The organism is Nitrospirota bacterium, from assembly GCA_040757335.1.
In the GTDB taxonomy this organism is placed as follows: Bacteria; Nitrospirota; Nitrospiria; order 2-01-FULL-66-17; family 2-01-FULL-66-17; genus JBFLXB01.
The window spans coordinates 183546-202374 of the sequence record JBFLXB010000001.1 but is presented as its reverse complement, the minus strand read 5'-3'; the positions used below and the strand labels follow the sequence as shown (position 1 = coordinate 202374).

Annotated in this window: 13 protein-coding genes; 2 read left to right on the top strand and 11 right to left on the bottom strand. The window is 64.5% G+C overall.

Annotated elements, in window-relative coordinates:
* Positions 1 to 5: 5 nt before the first annotated feature.
* The 11 genes from AB1451_00925 to AB1451_00875 all read right to left on the bottom strand — a co-directional run bounded on the left by AB1451_00925 (position 6) and on the right by AB1451_00875 (position 9803).
* Positions 6 to 683, bottom strand: a complete 678-nt coding sequence (locus AB1451_00925; protein MEW6681476.1) for an isoprenylcysteine carboxylmethyltransferase family protein — start codon at positions 681 to 683, stop codon at positions 6 to 8.
* The gene (locus AB1451_00920; GenBank protein MEW6681475.1) at positions 676 to 894 is read right to left on the bottom strand and encodes a DUF2933 domain-containing protein; all 219 of its coding nucleotides are present in this window, start codon (positions 892 to 894) and stop codon (positions 676 to 678) included. The genes AB1451_00925 and AB1451_00920 overlap by 8 nt, the downstream gene beginning before the upstream one ends.
* Before the next feature lie 199 nt (positions 895 to 1093).
* The gene (locus tag AB1451_00915) at positions 1094 to 2800 is read right to left on the bottom strand and encodes an AarF/ABC1/UbiB kinase family protein (protein ID MEW6681474.1); all 1707 of its coding nucleotides are present in this window, start codon (positions 2798 to 2800) and stop codon (positions 1094 to 1096) included.
* Between the two features lies 1 nt (position 2801).
* Positions 2802 to 2975 carry a hypothetical protein gene (locus AB1451_00910; GenBank protein ID MEW6681473.1) on the bottom strand — a complete coding sequence of 58 codons (174 nt, stop codon included), beginning with the start codon at positions 2973 to 2975 and terminating at the stop codon, positions 2802 to 2804.
* A 48-nt stretch (positions 2976 to 3023) separates the two neighbouring features.
* Positions 3024 to 5429: a heavy metal translocating P-type ATPase gene (locus AB1451_00905; protein ID MEW6681472.1), complete on the bottom strand. Its 2406-nt coding sequence runs from the start codon at positions 5427 to 5429 to the stop codon at positions 3024 to 3026.
* 76 nt (positions 5430 to 5505) lie between these two features.
* Complete coding sequence (locus AB1451_00900; protein ID MEW6681471.1) at positions 5506 to 6684, bottom strand: periplasmic heavy metal sensor; 1179 nt, start codon at positions 6682 to 6684, stop codon at positions 5506 to 5508.
* Positions 6685 to 7386: 702 nt separating this feature from the next.
* Positions 7387 to 8226, bottom strand: a complete 840-nt coding sequence (locus AB1451_00895; GenBank protein ID MEW6681470.1) for a class I SAM-dependent methyltransferase — start codon at positions 8224 to 8226, stop codon at positions 7387 to 7389.
* Entirely contained in the window at positions 8223 to 8366 is a 144-nt protein-coding gene (locus AB1451_00890) for a hypothetical protein (GenBank protein MEW6681469.1), read from the bottom strand. The genes AB1451_00895 and AB1451_00890 overlap by 4 nt, the downstream gene beginning before the upstream one ends.
* A 246-nt stretch (positions 8367 to 8612) precedes the next feature.
* Positions 8613 to 8774, bottom strand: coding sequence for a hypothetical protein (locus tag AB1451_00885; protein ID MEW6681468.1), 162 nt, complete (start codon positions 8772 to 8774; stop codon positions 8613 to 8615).
* Positions 8775 to 8816: 42 nt separating this feature from the next.
* A complete protein-coding gene (locus tag AB1451_00880; protein MEW6681467.1) occupies positions 8817 to 8966 on the bottom strand; it encodes a lmo0937 family membrane protein in 150 nt (49 codons plus the stop codon).
* A 324-nt stretch (positions 8967 to 9290) separates the two neighbouring features.
* A complete protein-coding gene (locus tag AB1451_00875; protein ID MEW6681466.1) occupies positions 9291 to 9803 on the bottom strand; it encodes a phosphate-starvation-inducible PsiE family protein in 513 nt (170 codons plus the stop codon).
* A 226-nt stretch (positions 9804 to 10029) separates the two neighbouring features.
* Here AB1451_00875 and AB1451_00870 point away from each other — a divergent pair, with 226 nt between their 5' ends.
* The gene (locus tag AB1451_00870; protein ID MEW6681465.1) at positions 10030 to 14556 is read left to right on the top strand and encodes a glucoamylase family protein; all 4527 of its coding nucleotides are present in this window, start codon (positions 10030 to 10032) and stop codon (positions 14554 to 14556) included.
* Positions 14523 to 18632: a hypothetical protein gene (locus AB1451_00865; protein ID MEW6681464.1), complete on the top strand. Its 4110-nt coding sequence runs from the start codon at positions 14523 to 14525 to the stop codon at positions 18630 to 18632. The genes AB1451_00870 and AB1451_00865 overlap by 34 nt, the downstream gene beginning before the upstream one ends.
* Positions 18633 to 18829: the final 197 nt, after the last annotated feature.

Here is an 18829-nt window from a genome sequence, read left to right as displayed (position 1 = left end):
GCGTGCTACCGGCGTCCGCTGGTCGGCAGGTCCCGCGTCCGCGCGTTGATCGCGCCGAGACGGGGGAAAAAGGCCGGAGTGCGCGCCGCGTAGCGGGCGTACTCCTCGCCGAATTCCGCCAAGACTTCACGCTCCTCCCGGCGCGCCAGCCTGACGTACATGACGACCAGGACCGGGAACATGGCCAACGTCAGGATCGTGGGCCACTGCACCACGAATCCGACCATGATCAAGACAAACCCCACGTACTGGGGATGCCGGATGCGGCCGTAGGGACCGGTGGTCGCCAATGTGTGGGACTGCTGCGCCGCGTAGAGGACCTTCCAGGCATTGGACAGCAGGATGAAGCCGCCGCCGATGAGCGCAAAGCTCAGGACGTGGAATGGACCGAAATGCGGGTTAGTGCGCCAGCCGAACAAGACCTCCAACAGGTGGCCGGCATCATGCGAGAACCAATCCACCCCCGGATAGCGACTTTGCAACCACCCAGACAAGAGGTAGATGGTGAGCGGGAACCCATACATCTCGGTGAACAGCGCCACCAGGAACGCGGAGAACGCGCCGAAGGATCGCCAGTCGCGTGAGGTCTGCGGCTTGGCAAAGCTGAACGCGAACATGATGAAGATCAAGGAGTTGATGATCACCAGCGACCACAAGCCATAGGAGGGAGCGGAATTATTCATGTCGGTCTCCTCCTCCGGAATGACGGCCGTGCCCGCCGTGGCCGAACAGATGCAGGATCGGGCACAGCAGCAACAGTACGTACGGCAGGATGCCCAAAGCGTGCGCGCGATGCTCTGACAGCAGAAAGAACGCGGCAATGGCCAGAAACCCGCATAGCGCAAGGATCGAGCGCCATCCCAGGCGCGGTGTGGATTGCTGGTTAATGGTCATGAGCTCTGACTCACCCCGCCGCATGAAATTTCCCTCCCCCCTTTGCGGGGGAGGGGCAGGGTGGGGGGCGCCTACGGGGACGGTGCTCGCCTCGAGCGGAGGTATGCCCCCTTCGAGCCTGACGGCCCCCCATCCCATCCTTCCCCCGCAAGGGGGGAAGGAGAGAGCTCTGAGCACGTGTGCCGTTCATGAAAGGGCTCTAGCCTCTCGGTCCCTGCCGCAGGCGCATCACGAACCAGACCAACAACACGCCGGTCACGACCAGACCCAGGCGGCTCAGCGGAATACCGAGGATTGTGGCCGTGCCTTCCAAGTGCAGCAACGCGAGCGTGGCGACCACCACCGCGGTGAGGACCATGCCCAAGATGCGAAGGTCGTTCTGGCGATCGAATTCCTTCTTCATGCCTTCCAAATCGCCCGTGTCCAGCTTCACGCCGATCTCGCCCTTTTCGAGCTTGGTCAGCACATTGAGCACCCGATCGGGGAAGGTTCGCACAGACGCCGCGTAATCGAGGAGATCGGTTTGAAGCTGCTCGAACGCCTTGGTGGGCGAGAAGTACCCTTTGAGCGCGTTGGTCACGAACGGCGCCAACTCCGAGTTCAGATCGAACTCCGGGTAGAGCTTGCTGCCCATGCCCTCTGTGGTGACCAGCGCCTTGCCGAAGAGCGCCAGGTCACCCGGGAACCGGATCCCGCGGCTGGTCGCCCGGTTGATCACGTTGAAGAACGCCCACGCCACGCTCGGCGGATGCTCGGAGAAGAAGAACTCGCTCAGGATCCCGGCCGTGTCCTTCTCGAAACCGGTCACGTCGCTGCGCTCGTCAGTCACGGCCATGTGCATGAGGTGCTTGGTGTAGCCCTCGATGTCCTTGTTCACGAACGCAATCAAACAGCTCAACAGTTCCCGCCGTGACGCCTGATCCAGGTACCCCACCATGCCGAAATCGTGCAGACAGAGCGAGCCGTCAGGCATGGCGAAGAAATTGCCGGGATGAGGATCCGCGTGGAAAAAACCCGCCACGAAAAATTGCTGGAAGAACGCATCCACCCCGATCGAGGCCAGTTTCTTGCGATCCACGCCAAAGGCCGCGATCCGCTCGAGATCCGTCACCTTGGCCCCGTGCGAAAACGCGGCGGTGAGCACGCGCGGGGTCGTGTAGTCCCAATAGACCTTGGGGATGAAGATGTCGTGATTCTCGCGGAAGATGTAGCGAAACCGCTCCGCATTGTGCCCTTCGGCCTTGAAGTCGAGCTCACGGAGCGTCCAGTCCGCAAACTCCTGCACGATCCTTGCCGGTCGGTAGAGCCGAAGCTCCGGAAGGAACCGCTCGGCCAAGCCCGCGAGAAAATGCAGAATGTGGATATCCTGCTCGATGATCTTGCGGATACCGGGCCGTTGGACCTTGACCGCCACTTCCGCGCCGTCTTTGAGAAGGGCGCGATGGACCTGCGCCAATGAGGCCGCGGCCACCGGGACCTTTTCAAACGAAGCGAACAGGTCCTCGGGATGCCGGCCCAGCTCCTCCTTGATGATCTCCCTCGCAATCTCATAGGGAAACGGGCCGACATTGCTCTGGAGCTTGGACAGCTCCTCGGAGAGCTCCGCGCCCACGACATCGGCGCGCATGCTGAGGATCTGCCCGAATTTGACAAAGGTGGGACCGAGCCGCTCCAGGAGCGCACGCAACGCCGGGGGCGAGAAGAGCGTGGTCGCTTCGACTCGGGTCAGCTCGTGCTCGGACGGTCTCCTTCTGAGGAGTCGGCCAACGCGGTATCGAAGCGGCAGCAGGTAATTGAGCCGCAACCGTTCGATCACGATCGCTCCGCCGGATTCGAGCACGATCATCAGAATCGCGCGGAGGCGATTGACGTCTGCGAATCTGAGCCTGAACGGACGGGAATCCATACTACCCTTTCGGAGAACGTCGTCTTAGATACAATGCTCCCCAAATCATGATCGCAGGACAGACCAGGAGGAGCGCGACCAGAATCGAGGTCCAGACCGTGACGCCGAACAGGATCAAGATTCCCGCGGCCAACCCCAGCATCAGGTACGGGCAGATCCAGGCCCAGTCGCGCACGCACGCCCTCATTCGCTCATTCACGGCCGTTGCCTCCGGAGATCCACGTCACGCCACCGCCAACTTCTGTCGTTTCAACAGCGCCGAGTTCACGATCACGGACAAGGAGCTCAGCGCCATGGCCGCCGCAGCGACAATCGGATTCAAAAACCCGAGCGCCGCGATCGGAATGCCCACGCTGTTGTAAATGAACGCCCAGAACAGATTCTGTTTGATCTTGCGCATGGTCGCGCGGGACAGACGGATGCCCGCCACCACGTCGCGCACGTCGTTTCTGACAAGGATGATGCCGCCGGTTTCCTTGGCGACATCGGAACCGGATCCGATCGCGATGCCAATGTCCGCGGCGGCGAGCGCGGGCGCGTCGTTCACCCCGTCGCCCACCATGGCCACGATCTTTCGCTGCTTCTGCAGGTCCTGGACGACCCGGGCCTTGTCCGCCGGCAAAACCTCGGCAATCACGTGTTCGATGCCGACCTCGCGCGCAATGGCGTGGGCCGTGCGCTGGTTGTCGCCGGTGAGGAGGATGACCTCGACGCCTTCCTGGCGCAGCGCGCCGACCGCTTCCCTCGCCTCGGGTTTGAGCGTGTCCGCCACGGCAACAATGCCGACCAGCGCGCGGTCTGCGCCCACCAGCATCGCGGTCTTGCCTTCGGATTCCAGGCGGGTCATCGTGGATTCTGCAGGCGACGGATCGATCCCTTCGGCCCGAAACAACCGTCGGTTGCCGAGCAAAACCAAATCCCCTCCTCCCCCCTTTTCCAAAGGGGGGAGGAACGGCTGTGACAGGTGATGTGGTTCCCCCCTTTGAAAAAGGGGGGCGGAGGGGGGATTTGCGATTCGCCCCCGAATCCCGTGACCGGGAATCGCCTCGAAGTCGCTCACCTTGGGCAGGTCCAATTTCCGGTGTTGCGCCGCCCGCACAATGGCCTCCCCTAGCGGATGCTCCGAGCCGACCTCCACCGCCGCAGCCAGGCGCAGGACTTCTGTCTCCGTCAGGCCAGCGAGCGGCACCACGTCGGTGACGTTTGGTTCCCCCCGCGTCAGGGTCCCGGTCTTGTCGAAGACGACCGCGGTGAGTTTTTGCGCGCGCTCCAAGACCTCGCCCCCGCGGATCAGGATGCCGCCCTCCGCGCCCTTGCCCACGCCCACCATCAGCGCAGCGGGCGTGGCGATGCCCAACGCACACGGACACGCGATGATCAGCACCGCGATGAACGCGAGCAGGGCTTGCGGGAAATTGCCGGCCAGCCACCAACCCGCGAACGCCAGCACCGCCACACCCACCACGGCCGGGACAAAATAGCCGGTCACCTGATCAGCCAGGCGCTGGATGGGCGCGCTGCTGGCCTGCGCCTCTTCCACCATCTTGATGATCTGCGCCAGGGCCGTCTCTGCGCCGACCCGCGTGGCTTTGAAGCGCAGCAGGCCCGCGCGGTTGAGCGTGCCGCCGATGACTTGGCTGCCCATCGTTTTCTCCACGGGCATGGATTCGCCGGTCAACATGGATTCGTCCACCGAGGACGCACCCTCGATCACCGCGCCATCGGTCGCGATCTTCTCCCCGGGCCGCACCACCACGACCTCGCCGACCATCACGCTCTCGGCCGGCACCTCCATCTCGGCGCCTTCGCGGATCACGCGCGCGGTGGCGGGTTTGAGATCCAAGAGCTTGCGCACCGCGGCCGACGAGCGTTTTTTGATCATCTCCTCCATGTATTTGCCGAGCAGCACAAACGCGATAATCACGGCCGAGACTTCAAAATACACATCCCGCTCTTCGATCTTCACCGGCAGCACCCACGGGAAGAAGATCACCGCGACGCTGTAGAGGTACGCGACCGTGGTGCCGAGCGCGATCAAGAAGTCCATGTTGATGGTGCGCGTGCGGATCGCGGTCCACGACCCCACGTAGAACGACCACCCGCCGATGAACTGCACCGGCGTGACCAACAGGAACAGCCACACGCCCCACGTAAACCACGGCAGTTGCGGGATCGGCGCCCACGTGACGATCGTGGCGCCGGTGGCCAGCGCCAGGAACGCGGCGGCGCGCAGCACGGCCAAGGCCAGCACGCCGGTGAGCGCGATCGTGACGCGGGTGCGCATGGACTTGAGTTCCTGTTCGGGCGATTCGAATGTGCGCTGGCACCCCGCGCTGCAAAAGTAGTACGCCCGCCCGGCACGCTCGGTCTTGAGTGCGGTGGCCTTCTCCACCACCATCCCGCAGATCGGGTCCTTGGCCATCTCCTTGGCGGCCTTGGTCGTCTTGGCTGGGGGGAGACCCTCCGGCATGGCATGAATGGAGCTGGACGCGACAAAGGGCTTGGGGTTGGCCTCAAACGCCCGCAAGCAGTGAATAGAGCAAAAGAAGAACGCCCGCCCCTCGAACATCGCTGTTCCCGCGGCCGACGCCTCGTCAACCGTCATGCCGCAGACCGGATCAGTTGCCATCACGCTGCCTCCGTGTCCGTGGTTGCTTTTACGCCCCGGTTCTCCACGGATTGGTCGTCGTCATCTGCAGTCCTCCTCAAGGATGGTGCGGGTCCTTGGAGTCGGTCGCCCCCCCGCTCGACCCGCCGGGCGCTTCTGAAGGTGCCGGTTCCGGCCTGGCCGAGCCCGCCGGGGAGCCCATCATGCCCCCTATCATGGGCATGGACTCCATCATCGGCCCCATTGGCATCATCATGGACTCCATCTGTCGCCGCTGCTCGGGCGTGAGCATCTTCTTGATCTCTTGCGCCAGCGCCAAATGGCTCATCTCCAGCTTCGCGCCAGCGTCGTATTTCTCCTTGACCTTGGACTTGACCTTGTCGAGGTTTACGGAATCTGCAAGCAGCAGTTCTTGAATTTCCACGCCCGCCATGCGGATTTGGCCCAGCAGCGGAATCGCCTCTTTCTGGTGCTGGAGGGTCGAGAGCTGGACCTTTTTCTTTTGATCGGGTGTGAGATTGAGCCTGGGCATGGCGCGCATCATCTTCTTCATCTCGCTCATGCCGCCCATTTCCATTCCCGGACCGTGCATCCCCATCCCGCCATCGTCTTCGCGACCCATCATGCCGCCGCCCATCATCCCATCGCCCATCATGCCCCCACCCATCATGCCGCCCCCTCCCTTGTCTGACTTCCCCATCTGGGCCAAAGCCACGGCGGTCGAGGACAGCAAGGCCATCATCATCACAAGACCGGTGATCGCACGCTTCATGTTTCGCTCCTTTTCTTCGTAGAGATGTGTGTCCGTATTGGAGCCGCCATCGTGAGGCAGCCCCACCAAACGCCGGCTCACCCCCGCGATTAGCGGAGGTAGAACGATCCACTGCAGGAACGGCGCCAATCCAGTGGCAATCCACGGCACGCGAGGCATCGAACCGGAGTAACTCCACGCGCTGCGAAGGTCCACGTTCACCCACTCGCTCACCACGGTGTATCCCAGCCCGAGCGCCGTGAACGCCGCGACATCCCGGATACGGCCGTGCAACACCCAGAACCGATTGCCGGTTGCCAACGCCACGATCCAATACGCGCCCAGGAGGATCACCATGTCGCCCACCGTGCAATGCAACCGCGACGTCAAAATCTCGGCGTACGACTTGCGCCCGACGTCTGCGTACAGCGGCGACTGCATCATTTCCCACCAGAAGTTGAGCAAGAACCCGGTTGCCGCCAACGACAGGTGGACCACGACAACCGACGGAGCGCGCCGATTCATCCGGTTCTCCTCGCGGCCCAACCGGGCAATGGTCGATGCCGCGTACTACGTTGTCAGGAAGCTAGAAACGAACGTCGGACATCAGCCCGAACGGGCGATGCGCTAAATGCGGTACACGCGGTGCAATTGGAAGAGCTTGGCGGACCTCAGAGAGGACGAGACACCTGGATGAACCGCCGGATGTACACTTCCGAATACCACCCCGGGGGAGGGTGGCGCCGCCAGAAACGGATCGTCAATGTCGCCGGTGCAACGCGTTGATTCGGCCAACAACTGGGAAGCGGCGAACGGAGAAACCTCGGCCACAATGAGGCACCCGCGGTCGAGATCGGCAGGGTCCGCATGATGGGCGTGGGCCGTGTCGGGATAGCCTTGACACAAGAGGCAGACGACCAACCACCCGGCGAGCAACAACATCCCACTTGCCTGGGCGCATGACAGGCGACTCATATCGGACCCCTGCTCCCCGATGGATACGGGTAACAAATCCCGCCTCGAAATTGCAAGGTAACAGTATCATCTGAGCGCTTCAGACGGCTATCCCCCAAACGGAGGGTTCTGGACGGCTGAGGACTGGAGATCTCTACCCCGAAGTCAGGAAGGATGTACCGATCCCTCGCTCGTAGAACCAGGCGCATCATTCTCGAGAGCCTCGGCAAGGATCGATTAGCCTGTTTCGGGGCATCCCCCAGCGACGTGCGGTCAGCAGATTGCGGCTTCAGCGAGCCCGAGTCCCGCCCCGGCCTTCTTCCATCCCGACAGCACGCACCGCTGAGCGATCAAGGGCGTGAAACTGGGGATGTCGTAAGACACTCGCTTCATAACCTCCTCGGCAACGCCCCGATCGTCGAAACAATCGTACACGTCGTCGAGGAAGCCGCCTCGGAGGATCGGATGGCGAAGAAACGACTGGCCGGGACCAGTGGGGATCTCCAGGGGCCACTCGGCCACCTCGATACGCTCGAATCCCAGCGCGTCGAGCCAGGCGCGCCCCTCGTCCGCGGAGGGCCGCTCCGTCACGTACTCCGCGAGATAATGGCGCTCAGCGTCCAACCCGCGAGCGGCGAGTTCCCGATCGATTCTCCGCCAAAGCAGCGCAAACGTCCCGCGGGACGGGAACGTCAGGACGAGTTGGCCGCCCGGCTTCAGGTGGTCGAACAAGCCACGGACCGTTTCGAGCCGGCGCGGACGAAAGAACAGGACCGCGAGGTTGCCGGTGATCCGATCGACGATCGGCACGCGTGAAGGCAGCGAGCGCATGTCCAAGCACGCGAAGCGAAGCCACGGGAGATCCTGCTTCTGAGCCTCTCGAGCGCGCGCGATCTTCTGTTCGCTCAGGTCGATGCCGAGCACTTGTCCGGTGGGGCCGACCTGCTCCGCCAGATAGAACGCCGGCGTGCCGTGGCCGCACGCCACATCCAAAACCGTGGCCCCGGTGAAGAGATCCAGATGGTGCAGCAACGCCTCGGCAAACGGCGTGGACCAATGGTCGTGTATGGGGAGCGGCCAGCGTAGCGCCCCATCGTGCGGACCCGTGTTCACGCTGAAGTTTGCAGCGACGCCTTCAGGTCCGCAATCGCCCTGGCCACGTCCCCTTCCGTTGATCCGAACCGGTCGTTCATCACCTTGATGGCCTGATTGATCGCTTTGGTCATCTTCGAAATTTGCTCTTCCGGTGTCATGGGACTCCTCCTCCCGATGGAACGACGGGATGGCTACTCTGGTTTGTCTTCTTCATACGCCCCTTGGTCCACGACGCCCAGATGGCCAGACCCAATGTCAGGCTTAGCACTGCGAACAATCCGACGATACCACTCGTCGCTTGATACATCTCGGTCACCTCTCTGTTCACGGGATAACGTTTCTCTCCCTGAGCCTGATTGGAAGACTGGAGAACACGGTCGCTACGTCGACCGGTCTCTATTTTGTCAGGGATTCACGGGCAGCCCGGAAAGAAAGAGTTTTCCGCACATCGTACAGACGGTCTTCCCCGTGTTCTTGCCCATGAAATATTCCGACTCCTTCGTGGGATGCTTACACGGTTTGGTGCCCCATGCTTCGCGCTTAAAGACCGCTTTGCTATAGTCCATGGCGCCTCCTATTCGAGCAGTAAAGATGTCATCTTCCGTTGGTTACGCGAGTCTCCGGCTCCGCATAAGACTCACCGCCGCGGTGATCAAGGCCACCATCAACAGGACATGAATCAGCCCGCCCATCGTGTAGTGGCTCACCACCCCGAGCAGCCACACCATCATCAGAGTCACAGCGCTCGTCCACCACACGTGCTACTCCTTGTCGGACGGTTCTCTCCCTGAGCCGGATCAGCTCTATCTGATCAACGGACGGTGGCCGCCCGTTACAAGCAACGACCAACAGAGACTTCGGCGTAGAAGCGGCGGAGACTGGAGAATCCGTCGCGCGGTGGGAACGGTCAAGCGCGACGGATAGGACAGCCAGCGGGGCTAGAACGTCATGGCATCATCGTACGCTGAACGGAAGGCGCGGTCAAGCGGGATTACTTGAATCCAATGTTGGAGCTGAAATCGTTCACTAATGATGGCGAGATCTCATGAACCTCCGCATGTCTCATGCGCCATGACCCCGCCCTAGGTCATACTCCGCTGCGGAGATATGCGAACCACATATAACGCGATGACCAGCGCGACGATCACCAACACATTCGCCCCCACATCGAGCAGATACCGATGGAAGAGTTGATCGGTCAGGTCCTCCACGTTGGCAATCTGGGCCCCCGTCGTGAGGATGCGCCGGGTGGACGCGATGATGCAGATGTACAGAAACGGTTCCAATGTGATGGCTTTGGTCTTAAGGAAATTAATGATGGTACGAAAAAGCTCTAACAGGATGATTACCAGCAAGAGGTCATGGAGAAGGCCCAGCACGGCAGGAACAACCGTGGAACCCACCGTGATCGCGAAGGCATACCAGGCATGGACGAACACCACCATGCCCAGCGCCAGAAAACTGATCCCCGCCGTGATATATCCCCAGCCGTCCAGCACCTCCATCACGTCGATCGCCGCGCGGCTCACGGGACGACCGAGGATCAACTGGCGACTGAAGGAGCTTCGTTCCGCTTCTTTATATTTCTCGTCCATAGGCGGCGGACCGTATCACGCTAAGTTCACGGAGTCAATGTGACTTCGTCAGCGCGCGCGATTCCCGGAAGAAGATGGTACGATGCGGGCATGTCCTCCGCCCCATTGTCTGAACCTGTCGTTGCCCAGGCGGGCACAGCGCCCTCGGGTCGTGGATTCCGAAGGAGTCGGCCGGTAGTAGATCGGTCAGATCCGACCGCAGAACAGACTGGCCGGTGAGCCGGCGATGAGTGACCGCCTCGCCGCGCTGTACCGACTCATCAGGGGCGGGAGGCACGTCAAAACCGCCCAACCCCTGCGCGGCGAAATCCTCAGTATCGAACGGCTCGAAGAGCGTGCCAAGGCGCTCGCCGCCAGTTTTACGCTCGCTCGCAATCCCCGCCGGCGGGCCCGTCGCTTCTTTCCCCAACTCGAAGACAACGCGCGGGTGTTGCGCGACGCCTACCGGATCATGGCCGACGACGTCCACCGCGGCGAGGTCATGTCGCCCGCGGCAGAGTGGCTGCTGGACAACTTCCATCTCGTCGAAGCCGAGATCCGCGGCATCCTCCACACCCTCCCGCGCGAGTACTATCTCCAGCTCCCGAAACTCGCCTCGCGGGAGCGGTTCGGAACGGCGCGCATCTACGCGATGGCGTTGGAGCTCATTCGGCAGAGTGACAGCCGGTTGGATCGCCACCGCTTGACCCGCTTCGTGGTCGCGTACCAGACGGTTGCCCCCCTGACGATCGGCGAGCTCTGGGCGTGGCCCAGCATGCTCAAGCTGGCGCTCATCGAAAATATCCGACGCCTCGCAGAGGATATGCTCGAGGCCCGAAGCGCTCGCGGCGCGGCCGACCGCTATCTGTCTGAGATCGATGCGGATCACGACTATTCGGTCCTGCGACCGCTGCCCGTGGTCCTCGACACCGCATTTGTCGTCCAACTGCTGCAACGAATCCGCGAGTACGGGCCCGTGGTTTCACCGCTTCGGGCGGCGGTCGAGGCGACGCTCCGCGATCACGGGACGACCGCCGAAGACATCATCCGGACCGAACACGCCAGGCAAGCCACCGCCCAGGTCGCGATTGCCAACGCCATCACCAGCCTTCGCCTCTGTTCGACGCTGGACTGGCCCGAGTACGTCGAACACGTCAGCCTCATCGAGCAGGTGCTCCAGCGCGACCCCGCCGGGGTGTACGGCACCATGGATTTTCTGAGTCGCGATCTCTACCGACACGCGGTCGAGGACCTGGCCGAGCCGACCGGCGAAGCCCAGCTCCGCGTCGCGCTTCGTACCGTGGAAAGCGCCCGCCAGGCGGCCGAGCTGGACCCCTCCGGGCGAGCCGCTCACGTCGGATACCACCTGATCGGCAAGGGTCGCCCCGAGCTCGAGACCGACGTGGAGTACCTTCCACGCCTGGCCGAGCGCCTCCGACGCGTCGTCTCCTTCTATGCCACCGAGATCTACCTCGGCTCCATCGGACTCATCACGGGGCTGCTGCTCGCCTGGGCTGCGTCGTACGCCGGCCTGTCCCGCGCGGCAACCTGGATGCACCTGTGTGCAGCGGGACTGCTCGTGTTCCCCGCCAGCGAGTTCGCGATCGCGCTTGTGCAGCGGCTGGCGGCGTGGGTCGTGCCGCCACGGCGGCTCCCCCGCCTCGACTGCTCCGGCAGCGTTCCGGAGCACGCGCGGACCATGGTGATCGTGCCCACGCTCCTGACCAGCGTGACCGGAGTGAACGAGCTGATGGAGCACCTGGAGGTCCAGGCTCTCGGCAACCTCGATCCGCGCATCCACTTCGCGATCCTCAGCGACTTTGCCGATGCGCCTGCCGCGGAGATGCCGGAGGATGACAGTATTCTCGCCGCCGCACGCGCCGGAATCAACGCCCTCAACGCGCGGCACGGCGAGGGACGCACCGATCGCTTCTTCTTGTTTCATCGCGCGAGGCGATGGAACCCGGGAGAGGGTTCGTGGATGGGTTGGGAACGCAAGCGCGGCAAGATCGAAGAGTTCAACCGGCTGTTGCGCGGCGCAACCGACACCGGTTTTCGGATCCAGGTCGGCGACTTGAGCGTCCTGCCGAGCATCCGGTATTGCCTCACCTTGGATAGCGACACCCGCCTCCCGCGCGACGCCGCGAAAAAACTGATCGGCGTCATCGCGCACCCGCTCAATCGTCCGTTCTTCGACCCCGGCCTGCAACGCGTCACCGAGGGCTACGGCATCCTGCAACCTCGCGTCAGCGTCACCATGGCGAGCGCGGCGGGATCACGATTCGCCAGGGTGTATGCGGGCCATACCGGGGTTGATCCGTATACCACTGCGGTGTCGAATACCTATCAGGACCTCTTCGGAGAGGGGTTGTTCGCGGGCAAGGGCCTCTACGACGTGGACACGTTTATGGCCGCGCTGGACGGGAGGGTGCCCGAGAACGCCCTGCTCTCGCACGACCTGTTCGAGGGCCTCTACGCGCGCGCCGCGCTGGTAACCGACGTCGAAGTGGTGGACGACTATCCGTCGAGCGTGCTCACCCACGCCCGGCGCCAGCATCGGTGGGTGCGTGGCGACTGGCAGATCCTCTTCTGGCTCTTTCCGGTCGTGCCCACCCGCCAAGGCCTGGAGCGCAACCGGCTGCCACTGATTTCGCGCTGGAAGATCTTCGATAATCTTCGCCGCAGCCTGGTCGCCCCAGCCACGGTCGCCTTCCTCGCCCTGGCCTGGACCCGGCTGCCGGGACATCCCGCGGTCTGGACCACGGGGGTTCTGGCCGCCCTCGCCTTCGGCCTCTACCCCCTGCTGCTCCGAACCATCGCCGGCCCCCGGAACCAACAGCAATGGGGCGTCTTCCTGCGCGAAAGCTGGGACGACGTGGAGACCGCGGCCGCGCAAGTGCTGCTTCAGGTCACGCTGCTCGCCTACCACACCTACGAGATGCTGCACGCCATCGCGCTCACCCTCGTCCGACTGGTCATGACCCAGCGACGGCTCCTACAATGGGAAACCGCAGCCGCGGTCGCGGCCCGGGCGGCCGGTCTTGCGCGCCGGAGCCGGGTCTTGTCCTTCGCCGGGGCGATGCTCGCCAGCCCCGTCATCGCCGCGGGGATCGCGGCCGCGATCACCGCGTTGCGTCCCTCCTCCATGCTGGTGGCCGCGCCGCTGCTGGTCTCATGGACCGCGGCGCCGTTCGTCGCGTATTGGTTGAGCCGGCTGGTCGCGCCGCGACGAGTGCACCTCGCCCAGGAAGAACAGCTGTTCCTGCGGCTCATCGCGCGCCGCACGTGGCGGTACTTCGACACGTTCATGGGCGCCGAGGATCACGGGCTGCCCGCCGACAACCTCCAGGAAACGCCGGGGCCCACGGTGGCTCACCGGACATCGCCCACCAATATCGGGCTGGGCCTGCTATCGACCCTCGCTGCCCACGACCTCGGCTACATCCGCACCCCTGAGTTGCTGGATCGGATCGACCTGACCATGACCACCCTGGAAGGACTCGAGCGATGGGAAGGGCATCTCCTGAATTGGTACGATACCCGCAGCCTGACTCCCCTCTCCCCCCGGTATGTCTCAACCGTGGATAGCGGCAACCTCGCCGGGGCGCTCCTGACCTTGGCCGGGGGCCTGCGCCAATTGGCCCGAACCCCGCAAACACCCAAGCAGATCGTGGCCGGCCTGGCCGACACCACCGAGATCCTCCGACTCTCATTGGAGGCGGTCGCGGGCGCTCCGCCGCCACTGGGCGACCGGTTGCCCCCACTCGTGACGGAGACGCAAACCGTGCAGCGGCTCCTGACTGGGCCCGAGGAGGCGGACCAACAACTCGAGCAACTCGACCGGTTGGTCCCCTCGTTCCGCGCAGCCATCGACCGACTCGACATCGGACCCGACGCCTCTCCCGCGGAACGCGAAGTGGCCTACTGGGCCCACGCCGTGGCCCGTGCCATGTCCGGCGACCCTGCTCAGGATGGCGCTCGCCCTGAGCTGGTTGAAGGGCGGTGCCACCTTAGCAAGCTGGCCGCCGCGCGTGTGAACGAGCTCGCAGATCGCGCGCTGGCGTGCGCCGACGGGATGAAATTCGGCTCCTTGTACGACGCCCAACGAAAAATCTTCTCGATCGGCTACCGTCTCGCCGACGCGGACGGGCCCGGCCGCCTGGATCTCTCCTATTATGATTTGCTCGCCTCGGAAGCCCGGCTGGCCAGTTTCATCGCGATCGCCAAAGGCGATGTGCCCGAAACCCACTGGTTTCACCTCGGGCGCCTCGTCACCAGCGTGGATGGAGCCCCCACGTTGCTTTCCTGGAGCGCCACGTTGTTCGAATACCTGATGCCGCTCCTGATGATGCGACGGTATCCCGATACGCTGCTGGATCAGTCGTGCCGGATGGCGGTGCGCTGCCAGATCGACTACGCGAGCCAACAGGGCGTGCCGTGGGGCATCTCGGAGTCCGCGTTCAACCTCGTCGACGCGCACGGCACCTATCAATACAAAGCATTCGGCGTGCCCGGATTGGGGTTAAAGCGGGGGCTCGGGGACGATCTGGTGGTCGCGCCGTACGCCACCGCCCTGGCCGTCATGGTGGACGCGAAGGAGGCGATCCAGAACCTGCAACACCTCTCCGAACGCGGGCTGGACGGTACGGCTACTACGACGCCATCGACTTCACCACCCGCCGGACCGACGAGGCCGATCCCCGACCAGGTCCCCGACCGCACGGCTCGCACGGCGTGGTGGTGCAGGCCTACCTCGCGCACCACCAGGGCATGACCCTGGTCGCCCTGGCCAATACCCTCCTGGGGTATCCGATGGTGGAGCGATTCCACGCCGACCCGCGGGTGCAGGCCACCGAGCTGCTGCTCCAGGAGCGCGTGCCGCGCCACCTGCCGATCACCCAACCTCGACCGGCCGAGGAAACGCGGGTCGCGGCCCCGGTGCCGCCCCAGGCAGTGCGCCGGTTCCGGTCGCCTCACACGTTGTACCCTCACGCGCACTTTCTCTCCAATGGCAATTACACCGTGATCATCACCAACGCGGGAGGGGGCGCCAGCCTCTGCCGCGGCCGCGCGGTCACGCGGTATCGCGAGGACCCGACCCGCGACCCGGGAAGCCAGTTCCTCTACCTGCGCGACGTTCGCAGCGGGTCGGTGTGGTCCGCGACGGCTCATCCGATGGGCGGCGCGCCCGACAACTACCTCGCCACCTTCTTGGCGGAGAAAGCCGTGTTCCACCGCCGCGACGACGAGATCGAGACGCAGATCGAGATCGCGGTATCGGCGGAGGACGACGTCGAGGTTCGCCGCCTCTCGGTCACCAATCGCAGCGACCGCCCGCGCGAACTCGAAGTGACGAGCTATGCGGAAATCGTGTTGGCCCCGCCCGCCGATGATCTGGTTCACCCGACCTTCAGCAACCTGTTCGTGGAGACCGAATACCTCCCCGAGAGCGCCGCCCTGCTGTGCGCACGCCGCGCGCGCGCCGGCGACGAATCAGGCGCGTGGGCGGTGCACGTCCTCGGCGTGGAAGCACGCATGCAGGGACCGGTCGAATGGGAGAGCGATCGGGCTCGCTTCCTCGGACGCGGTCGCGGCCCCGACGACCCGATCGCGCTCGATGGACGAGCCTTATCCGGCACCACCGGCGCGGTGCTCGATCCCATCGTGAGCCTCAGGACGCGTATCCGCCTCGCCCCCGGCGGCTTCGTGCGCCTCTCGTTCGCCACCGGGATGGCCGGAACCCGCGACGCCGCCCTGGTCCTGGCCCAGAAGTACCACGACCCCAGCGCGCAAGGCCGGACCTTTGCGCTCGCGTTCACCCACGCGCAGATCCGCCTGCGGCACCTGGGCATCTCCAGCGACGAAGCCCAACTCTTCGATCGCTTGGCCTCCCGCGTGTTATACACCGACGGCTCGCTGCGCGCGGCCCCGGAGGTGTTGGCCCGCAACGTCCTGGGCCAGGCCGGGCTCTGGGCCCACGGGATCTCGGGCGATCTACCGATTCTGTTGGTACGCGTGGTCAAGGAACACGACCTGCCCCTCGTGCGCCAAGTCTTGCAGGCCCAGGAGTATTGGCGCATGAAGGGACTGAGCGCGGATGTCGTCATCGTCAACGAACACCCGGTCAGTTACTTGAACGAAATGCACGCCGCGCTCGTCGCGCTCCTGGAAAGCGGGCCGTGGGGCGCGTGGAAACACCGTCCGGGCGGCATCTACCTCCTGCGTGGCGACGGCATGGGCGAGGCCGAGCGTCTTCTGCTCGCCGGCGTGGCCCGGGCGATCGTCAGCGGCGACCGCGGGGGGCTGGCCACCCAACTGGATCGACCCTATCCCGAACCGCAATGGCGGGACGCCTTCAAACCCCCCAGCGCTCAGGAGCCAATCCCGACCCGTCCCGAACCGCCCGTCGCAATCCCTGCCCTCACCCTCGCCAACGGGCTCGGCGGATTCGCCGACAATGGACGGGACTATGTCATCGTCCTGGAAGGAGATCGCGAAACGCCGCTGCCGTGGGTCAACGTCATCGCCAACCCTCACTTCGGGACCGTGATCACGGCCTCGGGGTCCGCGTATACCTGGTCGGAGAATAGCCGCGAGAATCGCCTGACGCCCTTTGCGAACGACCCGATCAGCGATCCCACCGGTGAAGCCATCTTTCTGCGGGATGAGGACGCGGGCGACGTGTGGTCGGCCACGCCGGGCCCCGTGCGGCGACACCGCGAGAGCCCGCGCTTCGTCATCCGCCACTCGGCCGGGGTCTCCAGGTTCACCCTCGCCGACCACGGTCTGGTCCAGGAGCTCGCGGTGTTCGTTGCGGCGGAAGACCCCGTCAAGATCTCGGTGCTGACCGTGACCAACGCGAGCGAGCACACCCGGCGGCTTGGCGTGTTCGCGTACAACGAATGGGTGCTGGGGCCACCCAGCGCTGGGGAGTCCCGTCACGTGGTGACGGAATTCGACGTAGTCACGGCGGCGGTGCTGGCGCGAAACCCCTATCACCCGGAGTTCGCGGGCCGGGTCGCGTTCGCGTACGTTGATGACGGCCTGGCCTCGGCCACCGGCGACCGCATGGAGTTCGTGGGCCGCAACGGTTCGCTGTCGCACCCCGCGGCCCTCGACCGTGAGGCGCTCTCCGGAAGATTCGGCGCCGGCTTCGATCCCTGCGCCGCGTTGCACGTGGCCATGACCCTCGCGCCTGGCGAGACCCGTTCCCTCGTGTTCCTTCACGGCCAGGGGGAGGACCTGGATCAGGTGCGAGATCTCGTCCGCCGCTTCGGCCACGCGCCAGGCGCGCAAGCAGCCCTCGACGCGGTGCGTCGGTCCTGGGACCAGACTCTTCACACGGTTCAGGTGCAGACCCCGGACAACTCGTTCGACCTGCTGTGGAACCGATGGCTGCTCTATCAAAACATCAGTTGTCGCCTGTGGGCGCGCTCGGCCTATTCTCAACCAGGGGGCGCCTACGGATTTCGCGATCAGCTCCAGGACGTCATGGCGCTCGCGTGGGCCCGGCCCGATCTCTTTCGCGAGCACCTGCTCCGAGCCGCGAGCCACCAATTCATCGAGGGCGACGTGCAGCACTGGTGGCACGAGCCCAGCGGACGCGGCACCCGCACACGGTGTTCGGACGACCTGCTCTGGCTCCCCTACGCCGTGGCCCACTACGTGGACACGACCGGAGACCGCGCCGTGCTCGATGAAGTCGTTCCCTTTCTGGCCGCTCCGTTGCTGGCGCCCGGAGAGCAGGAGGCGTACTTCCAACCCCAGGTCTCAAATGACTCCGCGTCATTGTTCGAGCACTGTGTGCGCGCGATCGACAAGGGCCTCACCGTCGGCAGCCACGGCCTCCCGCTGATCGGCAGCGGGGACTGGAACGACGGCATGAACCGGATCGGCTATCAAGGACGCGGCGAGAGCGTGTGGCTGGGATGGTTCCTCCACGCCGTGCTGACCCGGTTCGCGTCAGTGTGCGAGGTCCGCGGCGAGAGCGAGCGCTCCGCCCGGTACCGGCACGAGGCGGCCCGATTGGCGGGCATGATCGAACTCGCGTGGGACGGCGATTGGTATCGCCGCGCGTACTTCGACAATGGCGCACCCGTGGGCTCGGAGCAAAACGACGAGTGCAAGATCGATTCGATCGCGCAATCCTGGGCCGTGCTCTCGGGCGCCGCGCCCCTCCCTCGCGCCGAACGCGCCATGGACGCAGTGCGCGCGCATCTGGTGCAACGGGGCGCCCGCGTGGTGCTGTTGTTTGCGCCGTCGTTCGACCGCTCGTCCCAGGATCCCGGCTACATCAAGGGATATCTGCCCGGGATTCGGGAAAACGGGGGACAGTACACCCACGCCGCGCTCTGGACCGTAATGGCGGTCGCGCGGCTGGGCAGCGGGGATGAAGCCGTGGAACTGCTGCACATGCTCAACCCGATCAACCATGCGCGCACGCCCGCCGACGTCGAGCGCTACAAGGCCGAGCCCTACGCAGTGGCCGCCGACGTCTATGCCCACCCCGCCCACGCCGGACGAGGCGGATGGACCTGGTATACCGGCTCAGCCGGGTGGATGTACCGCGCCGGACTGGAGAGCATCCTGGGACTCAGGCGAAAGGGCGCCCATTTCGCAATGGACCCCTGCATCCCCACGGCCTGGCCCGAGTATTCGCTGGTCTGGCAGGCCGATGGGACGCGGGGCACCCGGTACGAAATCACCGTTCTCAATCCCAAACGTCGCTGTCGTTGTGTCTCGGAGGCCGAACTCGACGGCGCGCCGGTGAACCCCGCGGAGATTCCGTTGATTTTGGACGGCGCCACCCACCGGGTGCGGGTGGTGTTGGGAGATCGTCACTCGGGATAGAGGAAACGGAGGGAGTTCACCTACACGGTGTTAACGCCGCTGGTTGAGCGCGTCGGCGGACTTCTATGGTTGACGCTGCACTTCACGTTGACATTTTTCACGCGCCGGAGGTAAGGTCCGGCGGGCCGCGGTGGGCGTGCCTGTCTGGCCGGGCCAACACGACGAGATTGGGAGCCGCAACGCCGCCCCACGAACGG

Bases quoted from the DNA above. Each gene is read 5' to 3' on its own strand.
- AB1451_00885 (MEW6681468.1), bottom strand. From the start codon at position 8,774: ATGGACTATAGCAAAGCGGTCTTTAAGCGCGAAGCATGGGGCACCAAA.
- AB1451_00925 (MEW6681476.1), bottom strand. From the start codon at position 683: ATGAATAATTCCGCTCCCTCCTATGGCTTGTGGTCGCTGGTGATCATC.
- AB1451_00890 (MEW6681469.1), bottom strand. From the start codon at position 8,366: ATGACACCGGAAGAGCAAATTTCGAAGATGACCAAAGCGATCAATCAG.
- AB1451_00915 (MEW6681474.1), bottom strand. From the start codon at position 2,800: ATGGATTCCCGTCCGTTCAGGCTCAGATTCGCAGACGTCAATCGCCTC.
- AB1451_00920 (MEW6681475.1), bottom strand. From the start codon at position 894: ATGACCATTAACCAGCAATCCACACCGCGCCTGGGATGGCGCTCGATC.
- AB1451_00905 (MEW6681472.1), bottom strand. From the start codon at position 5,429: ATGGCAACTGATCCGGTCTGCGGCATGACGGTTGACGAGGCGTCGGCC.
- AB1451_00875 (MEW6681466.1), bottom strand. From the start codon at position 9,803: ATGGACGAGAAATATAAAGAAGCGGAACGAAGCTCCTTCAGTCGCCAG.
- AB1451_00900 (MEW6681471.1), bottom strand. From the start codon at position 6,684: ATGAATCGGCGCGCTCCGTCGGTTGTCGTGGTCCACCTGTCGTTGGCG.
- AB1451_00870 (MEW6681465.1), top strand. From the start codon at position 10,030: ATGAGTGACCGCCTCGCCGCGCTGTACCGACTCATCAGGGGCGGGAGG.